Source organism: Actinopolyspora alba (assembly GCF_900112765.1).
Taxonomy (GTDB): Bacteria; Actinomycetota; Actinomycetes; order Mycobacteriales; family Pseudonocardiaceae; genus Actinopolyspora; species Actinopolyspora alba.
In genome coordinates this window covers 137,443-148,551 of record NZ_FOMZ01000011.1, presented here as the reverse complement: position 1 = coordinate 148,551, position 11,109 = coordinate 137,443, and the positions used below count along the sequence as shown (strand labels likewise).

Sequence of the window (11,109 nt, the reverse complement as noted above, 5' to 3'; positions counted from 1 at the left end):
CACGTTGGGTAATCGGCCGGGCGGGAACTCCCACTGTCCAGCGACATGAAAATGAAAACCGTTACCAACAGACTGTGTCAATCACCCGACGAGACTTACGAGTGTGCAAAAGATCACCATCTCGGGTGCTCGCGCGAAGCGGCATCGAAGGCAACGCGCCCCGTTCCCGGGAAGACTCCCGGTCATCGAACCGATCACCGGGTACGAACCGCGGCTGCCCCGAAGAGACGGCCGGACGAAACGGACTCACTCTCCCCCGGAGTCCGGTGAGGCGGCCTCCCCGTCCCGACGACTGGTCCGACGCGGCGTGCTCGGCACGTAGAGACCGAATCGCAGACCCAGCATTCGGATGACGAAGCAAACAGCCGCGGCGACCAGTGCGCTGGCCAGACCGTAAACTCCCATCCGCTCGGCGAGCACGGTCACCGCGGCCCCCACCATGGCGGGCACGACGTAGAAATCACTGCTCAACACCGTCGGAACGCGGCGGATCAGCACGTCGCGCATCGTTCCGCCACCGACGGCGGTGATCGCCCCGAGCAGAACCGCCTGCACCCCGTCCAGCCCGAATTCCAGGGCCTTGCTCGCACCGGTTACGCAGAAAACGCTCAGTCCGACCGCGTCGAAGATCGTGATCAGTGCGGAGAACCGTTCCAGCGGCAGGCTCAGGAAGAACGCGAGCAACGCACCGGCCGCGGCCACTCCGAGATAGCTGAGGGCGTTGAAGGTGGCCGGTGGCAGTGAGCCGATGAGAACGTCCCGAACGATACCGCCGCCCAACGCGGTGACTATTCCCAACGTCAGCACCCCGACGAGATCCAGCCGTACCGCGCGTACCGCGGTAAGCGCGCCGTTGAGACCGAACGCGAATGTTCCGGTCAGGTCGAGGGCCAGCAGCAACGGTGTCTGGGTCATCGCCCCAGTGTGCCGGGCGCCTCGGAAGTTCCCGGTATAGCGGGCTAGGCGATTCCCAAAACATGAGAGACAATTCGCACTTTCCGGAATTCGACAACCGCACTCACTCGCTCGCGGGAAACACCGAAAAACGCGCCGAAACACCCGACACGCCGTTTTTACCCGGCATTCACCGAATATCTCGGAGTGACACACGACAAGGTGTGATGTGCGTGGTGAACCGGACTTCGCGTGGGCGAATCGGGCAATAATGGGAGTGAACCACGAGACGCGGCGGAAGTCCGAGCGGCGTACTCATGATCATCGGGAGGTGGAGTGTTCTCCGTCGGTGCGGTCACCCGACAACGGCCGTGGTGGAGCGGATTACTGTATCTACTGCGAATTGTCGTTCCTTCCTGGCTGCGCAGAATGCTGCGTCCGGCCCCGATACCGGTGGACTGGAGCCGGGTCGGTGTGGCCGCACTGGGAATAGCCGGTCCGCAGGCGGTGGGGCTGGCGAGCGGACGGATCGCCGAGACGATCCTGCTTTCGCTCGGAGCGCTGTGCATCAGCTTCTCCGACCTGACCAGCTCCTACCGGTACCGGCTGCGCCGGGTGGGGCTGACCGTGGTGCTGGGAGGTGTCGGCTTCGCCCTCGGCATTCACGCACCCGGACCGTGGTCCGCCGCGGTCGTGGTGGTGACGGTTTCGGTGCTGTCGGTGCTGGCGAGCCGGATGGGCGACCTCTGGGCGGCGGCGGGCACCCAGATGCTGACGTTCTGCATCGTGGCCACCGGCCACCCCGCCGAGACGATGAGCGCTAACGGACAACTGTGGTGGTTCGTGGCGGGTGAGCTGACGGCGTTCGCGCTGATCGCCGCGACCTGGCCGTTCCGTCGCACAGCACCCGCACGGCAAGCGGTGGCGCGGGTCTTCGACACGACCGTTCGGATGCTCACCGCCGAGAACCCCAGGACCCGTACCGACGCGCGGCAGGCCCTGACCAGAGCACTGGACGAGGCGCACGACACCCTGATCACGGTCACGGCGGGAGCCACCGCGCGCAGTCGCGTGCACGATCGGCTCCACGTGGTGCTCTCACAGGCCACACCGATGGTGGAGGCCTCCGTGGCCCTCGCGCACGCGGGCAGCAGGCCCCCGGAACGCACCCTGACCACGATGCGCACCCTGGCACGGTGCGTGCGCTCCGGCGCGACCCCGTCACCGTCCCGACCGACCACGCACGAGACCTCCACAGCCGTACGAGCACTGGAGCAGTCCCTGGCGGGATTGATCGACTCGCTGCGCACCGCGAAGCTCTCCGACCCCACCGAGCTGGCCGACAGGCGGGACCGCCGCGCCCGGTTCCGGGCCTGGCGAGAGGGCCTGGCGGTGGGGCGCAGCGGCTGGCTGCTGGCATCGCGGATGGCGCTGTGCCTGGCCGTGGCCGAGGTGGTGGGGCTGGCGCTGCCGCTCGAACAACCGTACTGGGTCGCCCTCACCGTGGCGCTGATCCTGAAGCCCAATTCGGGTTCGGTGTTCGCGCGCGCGATGTTGCGCGGCATCGGCAGCGTGCTCGGCGTGGTCACCGCGGCCGCACTGCTGGCCCTCGTGCCGCACGGCTGGTGGCTGCTGCCGTTCATGGTGCTGCTGGCCGCACTGGTGCCCGACTCGTTGAGCCGACACTACGGCCTGTTCACCGGTGTGGTGACGTGCCTGGTACTGCTGAAGATGGTCCAGGTGGAACCGATACCGGCACTGCCAGCGGTGCGATTGATCGACTCGCTGCTCGGCTGCGCCATTCTGCTGGTGATCGGCGTCCTCTTCTCTCCGCTGCGGCGACAGACGCCACTGGCTCGACGGTTCGCCGCGGCTGTGGAGACGGTTTCGGAATACGTGTCGCTGTCGCTGGGCGGAGTCGAACAGGGGCGGTCGACGGCACGCCGTCGTAGCTACCGGCAACTGTCCGAGCTGCGTGCCGCGCTGCGACAACGCCTGGTGGAACCCACCTCGGCGAGCACCGCGGAGAAGTGGTGGACCTCGATCATCGTGCTGGAACGACTCGTGGACGGCGCCACCGAACGCGCCATTCACATCGAACGGGGTGACGAGGCGTTCAGCCTGCAGCACACCCAGCGGATCGTGTCGAGCATGCGATCGACGGCACGCCAGTTGCGAGAGGTCGCCAGCACCGGGGCGGCGGAGCCCCCCGCCACCCTTCCCGACCGACTCGCCGAGCTCGGCGACGAGATCAACGAACGACAGCGGGAACTACCCGCCCGGCAACGGGCACGTGCCGAGGCCGCACACCACTGATTCCCGCGCACCGCCGATCGAGATGCTGGTCATGCGACGGCGTCCGGTCCGGTGCTCCGGATGGCGGCTTCGCGAGCGACCAGCAAGGATGGGAGTGGGAGTTTCCGGAGGTGATGGTGTGCACGATGCGCTCACACTGGGTGTGGAGGAGGAGTTCCACCTCGTCGACACCACCACCGGGCGGTTGTCCGACGCCGGTCCCCGGCTCGCGGGAGAACGCTTGACGGGTGTGGCGCCGGGACGGGTGGATCCGGAAATGCTGTCCTCTCAGATCGAGTTGTCCACCCCCGTGTGCACCGAACTGGCCGAACTCCACTCGGAACTGCTCCGACTCCGTGGCGAGCTGGTAACCGCGGCGAACGAGCGGGAGAACAGTCTGATCGCCAGTGGTACGTATCCGGGAACCCAACGGGTAGCGGTGACCCCGAAAGCGCGCTACGAGGAAACGATGGCCAGGTTCGGCGTAGTGGCACGGCAACAGCTGGTCTGCGGCTGTCACATCCACGTCGGAGTCGACGACCCCGAGGACGCCGTGGCGGTGATGAATCGTGTTCGCCCCTGGATGTCGGTGCTGCTGGCCCTTTCGGCGAACTCACCGTTCTGGCGCGGCGAGGACACCGACTACGCCAGCTACCGGGCGCAGATCTGGTGGCAGTGGCCGAGTGCCGGTATGCCGGGGCTGTTCGACTCCTACGCCGACTACGTGGCCTCGACGCAGCGTCTGGTCGACGTCGGGGTGCTGCGGGACCGCGAGATGCTCTACTGGGACGTGCGCCCCTCGGAGCACGTTTCCACAGTGGAATTCCGGGTTTGCGACGTGGACCCACGTCCGGAACAGACCGTGGTGCTGGCCGGGATCGCCCGAGCACTGACCGAGCGGTGCGTGGCAGAGCGACGAGACCGCGTACCGCCGCGTGTTCCCAGGCCGGAGCTGGAGCACGCGGCTCGTTGGCGGGCCGCCCGTTCCGGACTCTCCGGCGAGCTCGTCGACCCGATCTCGGCGCGTTCCCGGCCCGCCGAACAACAGGTACGACGCATGCTGGACTACTTGGAGGCGTCGTTGCGCGCCCACGGCGACCACGAGAGGGTTCGCGGTTGGATCTCCCGGCTGCTGAGCGGAAACACGAGCGTGGCCGCGCAACGAGACGCGTTCCGTAAACGGGGCAATCTGGACGACGTGCTCGATGCGATGACCGTCACCCACAACGGGGAGTGAGCGGCCGCTGCGGAACCAGTGCCGGAACGTGACGGCCCAAACGCGAGGAACGGACGAATTCCGAAACTCGGCCGGGGCGCTTCACCAGCCGGAACGGGCTCACCGAGGACCGGGAGCAACACATCGGGTATTGACGCGGGGTCCGCGGGTAACCGACCATCCCGCCGGATTGATCACGATCGTCCGTAACAAGCCCACAAGGCACGGGAGGATCACCATGAGTCCGGACGGAACGAACGGGACGGATCGGAACACCGAGGGTGGACTCGGCCGACGGAACTTCCTGAAACTGGGTACCGCGGGAGCCGCGGGACTCGCGCTGGCGGGAACCACCGCGAGTACGGCGATGGCGTCTTCCCGAACCACGGCCGCTCCCACCTCGGTGAACACCGCGGCGGCGGTGACCACGATGCCCGACCCCGCCCCGGTGGACCTGAAGCAAGGGGGCGGTGTGACCTATCACGCCAGTCCCGGTGACACTCCGGAGTTCCACGTCAACGACTTCAACGGGCTCAAGAACGCGCTGGAGAGCGCCGGTGACGGCGACATCATCCGCGTCGCCGACGACGCGGCGATCGACATGACAGGCGCGGAGAACACGCTCTCGATCGGTACCGGTGTCATCATTTCGGGAGGCCGCGGCAACAACGGCAGCCTCGGCGGGTTGATCTACACCACCAGGAACCGGAATCCGGTGGCCGACAAGGCGCTGCCCATGTTCAAGACCTACGGGGACCGGGTCCGGTTCACCGGTATACGGCTCCAGGGGCCTAGGCTGGCGAACTACTGGGACCCGGAAGGCTACGACGGCAACCCCTACGACGACACGGCCTACGACAACTACCTCATCGGCGGTATCCACTTCCTCGGCGACGACTGCCGGGTGGACAACTGTCAGCTGTACGGCTTCACCCACGCGGCCATCTCGGTCGGCGCCGGTGGCTACCAGGTTTCGTCCCGGATCGATCACAACAGTATCCACAACAACCCGATGGAGCACTTCGGTTACGGCGTGAACCTCTACAACGGCCATTCCGTGATCGAGTGGAACTACTTCGACTACAACCGGCACTCCATCGCCGGCTACGGCTACGCCAGCAACGGCTACACGGCTCGTTACAACCTGGTCGGTGAACACCCGATCAGTCACGCTTTCGACATGCACGGGCGCGCCCAGAACGACGGCAGCGACACCGAAGTGGCGGGTGGGACCATCAACATCCACCACAACACCTTCCGGTTCACCACCGACGTCTTCCCCGACAGCCGTGCGCAGGAAGCGATCGCGATCCGGGGAGTCCCCGCGAACCGCTGCGACATCGACAACAACTGGTTCTACCACGACTCGAAACCCGTCGCGGTCAACGAGCAGGGCAACGCCTACCGCCAGGAGAACGACCAGTGGATGCACATGTGGGCCTCCGGTAACCACTTCGGACGGAGCGAGCCGGCGGCCGACATCGGTCATCCCCGCTGATCGAGGCTCTCCGGTCTGGTTGTCGGGATGCTCCCTCGGCGGAGCCTCCCCGCCGGTTCTCGCGCCGGGTGCCCGACATCGGGTAGCGACCTGAACGAGGTGCCGGTGCCGCGCATGCCGTGACACCGGGACCTCCGGGCGGGTTTCGGAAGTGAAAGCCCACGTGGCCGGTGCCACAGGGACGGAAACGGTCAACAGCCCCCTGCGGCGAGAGGCGTTCAGTAGGATTTCCCGGGTGACCGACGACCCTTCGCCGCTGAGCCCCGAACCAGAACCCACCGACCCCACCGTGGTGGCCGAACCGTCGTGGACGTACCCGGCGGTCGGGGTCGTGTTCACCGTGCTCGGGGCGGGGTTGGGTTGGGGCGTGCGGTTGCTCGCCGACTGGCTGGTGAGCCTGCCCTGGGCACCGATGCGGGGCCCGGCGGAACTGGTGAACTCGTTGCCCGAACCGTGGGTGACTCTCGGTCTCGTCGCGCTCGGGGCGTTGGCCGGGACCACGCTCGCGTTGCACGCCTATCACGACAGTCTCACCGTGACGGTAGGCGCCGATCGGGTGGCGCTGCACCGACGGGGAAGCACGCGGGAATGGCCCGGCGAGACCGTGGAAGTCGCTTGCCGTGACGGCAAACAGCTCGTGCTGCTGGACGGCGACACGGCGGAACTGGCGCGGGAGGAGTTCGACCTCAAAACCGACAGGCTGGCCACCGCTTTCCGCTCCCACGGCTACCGCTGGGCCGACGAGGACCCATGTGCGGACGAGTTCCGCCGCTGGGTACCCGACACTCCCGGTATGCCCACCGGAGCGGATGCGCTGCTCAAGGCCCGTGCGAGGGCACTGCGTCACAGTGATTCCAACGAGGACGCCCGCGAACTGCGGGACGAACTCGCCCGGCTCGGCGTGGTGGTGCGGGACTCGGACAAGAAGCAGTACTGGCGACTGTCCCACGGCCGGTGAGTCCCGTCCGGATCAGCCGGGTCCACCGAATTCCACCTCCGCCGAACCCCGGAACGCGATCGACTTCCCGCTCCTGACCTCCGACGGCATCGGCGGGAGGTGCTCTCAACCGGATCGCGATCGATCGGTTTCGTCGGTCGCCGTCGTGTCGAGCCGCCGCAGCTGCTGGTCGTAGTCACGCAGCAGCGCACGAAGCTCCTCCCGCGCCGATTCGGGTATCTCCGCCGGGGTCGCTTCCGCGACGCAGCGCGCGGCCGTCATCAGCGTGGCCAGTTCGTGTGCGTGCAGCACCAGCCGCAGCACCGTCGGGCGGGTCCGTTCCAGACGCATGAGCTCAACCCCGGGAACCGAGGTAATCGCCGATACGGGTCAGCTCCGCGGCGAAGTTGTCGTAGTCCTCCCGAATGCCGTTCAGGTAGGCGCTCCACCCCAGGGTGCTCTTGGCGTAGTGCACCGCCTCCTGGATCTCCTCGTCACTGGCGCCGAAGAGTTTCGCCGCCTCGGTGTGGAAGAGGGTGCAGTAGTAGCACTTGGTCTCGGCGTGCAGCGCCACCCCCATCAGTTCCTTGTACTTGTTGGGAATCAACGTCTGCTCGAGTTCCAGGCGCTTGAAGATCTCCCACTCCGGGGCGAGCAGCTCGTCGGGGATCCGGGAGAAGAACGTGGGTACCAGACCGAGGGTGTCCCTGATGTCGGCCTCCACCTCGGCCCGGGTCAGTGTGGTGGTAGTCATGATTGCCGCACCTGCGCTTTCCGTCACGTGACCGGCACGCGAGCGAACCCGGCCGCGCGATGCCCGTGCCCCGTGGCTTCCGCCGCAACGCAGCGGTAACGAAAGCACCGGACATCGCGGCGGACCGAGCCGCTGGCGACCGCTTCGACTCCTTCATCGTGCGGCCTGGCTCCCCGACGGCACTAGAGTCTTCGGTCTTTCGATACCGGCCACGATGGTTCCGAAGAGCACCCCCGGTTCGGGGAGCATCGCCGGTTTGATCGAGTCCTGTCTCGGGTAGGCGGAAACGGAGAGGAACCGACCAGTTGGGAACGCGATGGGACACACTCGAGTAGTGATCGTCGGGGGCGGATTCGCCGGCTACCACGCGGCCGAACAGCTCGCCAAGAACACCGGACCGGACGAAACCGAGATCATCCTCGTCAACCCCACCGACTACTTTCTGTACTTGCCGCTGCTGCCCGAGGTCGCTTCCGGGATCCTCGACCCGCGCGCGATCACGGTCTCGCTGCCGGGCACACTGCCCGCTGTTCGGCTGGTACTGGGCGAGGTGGACCGGATCGACCCGGAAGCCCGCTACCTCACCTACACCGATCCCGAGGACAACACGGGGTCGGTGAACTTCGACAGGCTGATCCTGGCCGCGGGCAGCGTCAACAAGCTTCTGCCGATCCCCGGGCTGGCCACGCACGGACACGGCTTCCGGGGAGTACCGGAAGCACTGTACTTCCGGGATCACGTCACCAGGCAGATCGAGCTCGCGGCCGCCACCGACGACCAGGCCGAGCGGGACGCCCGCTGCACGTTCGTGGTGGTCGGAGCCGGCTACACCGGAACCGAGATCGCGGCACAGGGTCCCGAGTTCACCCGCATCCTGGCGGAACGCCATCCGGAGCTGCGTGACCAGGAGATTCGGTGGAAGCTGCTCGACGTGGCTCCCCGGGTACTTCCCGGCCTCGACCGACGGCTGTCCAGTACCGCCACCGACGTACTCCGGAGGCGGGGCGTGGAGCTGCTGACCGAAACCTCGATCAGCGAAGCCACCGAGAGCGGTGTCACCCTCGACAGCGGCCAACAGGTGGCGACGCGGTCACTGATCTGGTGCGTCGGTGTACGTCCCGACCCGCTGGTGCAGTCGCTGGGTCTGGAGACCACGGAAGGCAGGATCACGGTCGACGAGACGCTGACGGTGCCCGGGTATCCGCACGTTTTCGCCTGCGGCGACGCCGCGGCTGTTCCCGACCGCGCCAACCCCGGCCGGCTCACGGCCATGACCGCCCAGCACGCCACGCGTCAGGGCAAACTGGCGGGCAGCAACGTGCTCGCCTCGCTGCGGGGCGAACGGCTCAACGGCTATCACCACCGCGACCTCGGGTTCGTCGTGGACCTAGGGGCACGCGAGGCAGCCGCCAATCCACTGCACATTCCACTGTCCGGTTTCGCCGCCAAAGCGGTCACCAGGGGTTATCACCTCATGGCGATGCCGACGAACCGGCTGCGGGTGGCCATCGACTGGCTGCTGGAGGCCACCACCAAACGGCAGTGCGTGCAGCTGGGCATGGTCCGTTCCGGCACGGTGCCACTGGACACCTCCTCACCCGAGCTGCCGAACCTACGTGGCGAGCAGGAGGCACAGAGCTCGGTCCGGACCTGACAGGAGTCCGTCGACGGGGTTCGCCGAGACGCTCACTCGGCGCGGGTTTCCGCCCGATCCGGCTCCGAACGGCCCGAACTCGGGAAAGCACTGTCGAACAGCCAAGTGGCGACGAAGTACCCGACTCCGTAGGGCGCGCTGTAGTCCAGCAGCTCACCGCTCGGTGAGCGTTCGGAAGCGGCCCCGGCGAGTACCTGCCAGGCCGGGCGTCCGGCCACCAGCAACCGGTCGGCGGTCTTCGGCCGCAACGCGGCGAGCGCGGTGGTGTCCCCGCAGCGCAGCGCCTCGGCCACGTGGTCGTCGTAGGCGACGGCGTCCGGCTCCAGAAACCCCGGTGAACGTTCCGTGCGACACGCCGAACCGTCCCCCAGCACCAGCAGTGCCACCCGTGCGGCACGGTCGGCGATCCGCTCCCCCAGCCGGAAGCACTCGGCCGGGGTGGCGTTCCAGGCCACCGAGTGGAACTCGCGGGCCGCCCGATCGATGTGCGACTCGAGCAGCCAACGTCCGATCGTCAGCGACAACGGCAGTCGGGCACTTCCGTCGCCGAAGGTCATGTCCAGTCCGTACGGGGCCAGCGTGCCCGTGACGTCCGAGCCGTGACACGCGGTGCGATCGTCCCCGCCGAGCACCACGACCAGATCGGGGTCGTTGTCGAACAGCCGGGTGACAGCCAGCTCGCAGTTGGCTCGCATCCCGTCGAGATCCGCCGCCCGGTGCCCGGCCACCCCGGGAACCAGCACCGGGGGATGGGGGAATACTCCGGCCGCTACCAGCATGTTCGCCTCGTCTCAATCGTGCCCGTCAATCGTGCCCGGCGGAGATCGTTGCCGTGTTCATCACCTCGAGTTCCGCCGCAGGCTACGCAGCGGTGGACGCTCCGCCGTCGGAATCGGCTGATCGTGCGGCACCCACTCCGAGTCGGACTGGACGAACTGGGTGTAGGAAATCTCCTGGGGGCAGGAGACCTCATCGCGCGAATCGTCGAGAGCTCCGTCCGGGAAGGAGTTCCCCTCCGTGCGGGACAGGGCGGCGGCCAGAATCTGCCGGGACATCACCCCGAGCTGTAGCAGTCCTCGATTGCGGTGCTTGCGCACTCCGAGATTGACCTGGGCCAGTCCGTCGAGGCCGTGGCGATCGTAGGCGTCGATGAGCAGTCCGGTCTCCACACCATAGCCCGGGGCGAAGGGGACGGATTCCAGAAACCCGCGGCGGGCCGCGTACTCGCCGCCCAGGGGCTGAACCACGCCCGCCAGGTCGGGGCGCACAGCGGAAAGCACGGGGCGAGCCAGCAGCTCGGTGACGCGCCCGCCTCCCTCTTCCTGGCGCACACCTTCCCGCGGCAACCGCAACGGTCGCCGGTAGAAGCCCTTGACCAGTACCGGCTCGTCACCGGTGAGCAGGGGACCGAGCAATGCCGGAACGAACCGGGCGTCGAAATCGACCAGGTCCGAGTCGAGGAACACCAGAAGATCGCCGGAAACGGCAGCCAACGAGCGCCACAGCACCTCTCCCTTGCCCGCCCGGGGCTCGAACTCGGGCAGCACGTCCTCGCGGGCCACCACACGGGCACCGGCACACTGGGCGAACTCGCGGGTGTGATCCGTGGAACCGGAGTCGAGCACCACGATCTCGTCGACCAGGGCTTCTCCCGCCCCGTCCGGTTCCGCCAGCGGCAGGAGCTCGGCGATGATGGGGGCGATCGTGTCCTGCTCGTTCAGCGCGGGCAGCACGACACTGACTCGACGAGCTTCTTTCAGTCGTGTCAGTTCCTCGACCGACCAGGACGGGTCCTGCCAGCTGCGAGCGGCGAACCACCGCTCGGCCTCGGGTGTCATGTTTCTTGGTCACTGCTCCCAGC

At 67.2% G+C, this 11,109-nt stretch carries 10 protein-coding genes; 5 read left to right on the top strand and 5 right to left on the bottom strand.

All coding sequences use genetic code 11. The annotated features are described in order from the left end of the window. Positions 1-246 precede the first annotated feature (246 nt). A complete protein-coding gene (locus BM150_RS17450) occupies positions 247-915 on the bottom strand; it encodes a trimeric intracellular cation channel family protein (protein ID WP_092928369.1) in 669 nt (222 codons plus the stop codon). A 315-nt stretch (positions 916-1,230) separates the two neighbouring features. Here BM150_RS17450 and BM150_RS17445 point away from each other — a divergent pair, with 315 nt between their 5' ends. From BM150_RS17445 to BM150_RS17430, 4 genes are all read left to right on the top strand, one after another. After that, positions 1,231-3,210, top strand: a complete 1,980-nt coding sequence (locus BM150_RS17445; protein ID WP_245755567.1) for an FUSC family protein — start codon at positions 1,231-1,233, stop codon at positions 3,208-3,210. A 118-nt stretch (positions 3,211-3,328) separates the two neighbouring features. After that, entirely contained in the window at positions 3,329-4,426 is a 1,098-nt protein-coding gene (locus tag BM150_RS17440; RefSeq protein ID WP_092928426.1) for a carboxylate-amine ligase, read from the top strand. Between the two features lie 217 nt (positions 4,427-4,643). Next, positions 4,644-5,903, top strand: a complete 1,260-nt coding sequence (locus tag BM150_RS17435) for a hypothetical protein (protein WP_092928367.1) — start codon at positions 4,644-4,646, stop codon at positions 5,901-5,903. Between the two features lie 235 nt (positions 5,904-6,138). Then, the gene (locus BM150_RS17430; RefSeq protein ID WP_217641717.1) at positions 6,139-6,861 is read left to right on the top strand and encodes a YqeB family protein; all 723 of its coding nucleotides are present in this window, start codon (positions 6,139-6,141) and stop codon (positions 6,859-6,861) included. 105 nt (positions 6,862-6,966) lie between these two features. Here the strand turns inward: BM150_RS17430 and BM150_RS17425 are convergent, their stop codons facing one another. After that, positions 6,967-7,191, bottom strand: coding sequence for a hypothetical protein (locus tag BM150_RS17425; RefSeq protein WP_092928366.1), 225 nt, complete (start codon positions 7,189-7,191; stop codon positions 6,967-6,969). Positions 7,192-7,195: 4 nt separating this feature from the next. After that, positions 7,196-7,594 (bottom strand): carboxymuconolactone decarboxylase family protein, encoded by a 399-nt coding sequence (locus tag BM150_RS17420; RefSeq protein WP_092928365.1) that lies wholly within the window; start codon positions 7,592-7,594, stop codon positions 7,196-7,198. 316 nt (positions 7,595-7,910) lie between these two features. Between BM150_RS17420 and BM150_RS17415 the strand changes: the two genes are divergently transcribed. Then, complete coding sequence (locus tag BM150_RS17415; protein WP_092928364.1) at positions 7,911-9,248, top strand: NAD(P)/FAD-dependent oxidoreductase; 1,338 nt, start codon at positions 7,911-7,913, stop codon at positions 9,246-9,248. 32 nt (positions 9,249-9,280) lie between these two features. On the opposite strand, the gene BM150_RS17410 is transcribed toward BM150_RS17415, so the two are convergent. Then, positions 9,281-10,027, bottom strand: a complete 747-nt coding sequence (locus BM150_RS17410; RefSeq protein ID WP_092928363.1) for a class III extradiol dioxygenase subunit B-like domain-containing protein — start codon at positions 10,025-10,027, stop codon at positions 9,281-9,283. 60 nt (positions 10,028-10,087) lie between these two features. Next, complete coding sequence (locus BM150_RS17405) at positions 10,088-11,086, bottom strand: glucosyl-3-phosphoglycerate synthase (protein WP_092928362.1); 999 nt, start codon at positions 11,084-11,086, stop codon at positions 10,088-10,090. Positions 11,087-11,109 lie beyond the last annotated feature (23 nt).

Excerpts from the sequence above, each read along its gene's own strand:
- BM150_RS17450 (WP_092928369.1), bottom strand. The coding sequence starts at position 915 with ATGACCCAGACACCGTTGCTGCTGGCCCTCGACCTGACCGGAACATTC.
- BM150_RS17435 (WP_092928367.1), top strand. The coding sequence starts at position 4,644 with ATGAGTCCGGACGGAACGAACGGGACGGATCGGAACACCGAGGGTGGA.
- BM150_RS17425 (WP_092928366.1), bottom strand. The coding sequence starts at position 7,191 with ATGCGTCTGGAACGGACCCGCCCGACGGTGCTGCGGCTGGTGCTGCAC.
- BM150_RS17420 (WP_092928365.1), bottom strand. The coding sequence starts at position 7,594 with ATGACTACCACCACACTGACCCGGGCCGAGGTGGAGGCCGACATCAGG.
- BM150_RS17415 (WP_092928364.1), top strand. The coding sequence starts at position 7,911 with ATGGGACACACTCGAGTAGTGATCGTCGGGGGCGGATTCGCCGGCTAC.
- BM150_RS17410 (WP_092928363.1), bottom strand. The coding sequence starts at position 10,027 with ATGCTGGTAGCGGCCGGAGTATTCCCCCATCCCCCGGTGCTGGTTCCC.
- BM150_RS17405 (WP_092928362.1), bottom strand. The coding sequence starts at position 11,086 with ATGACACCCGAGGCCGAGCGGTGGTTCGCCGCTCGCAGCTGGCAGGAC.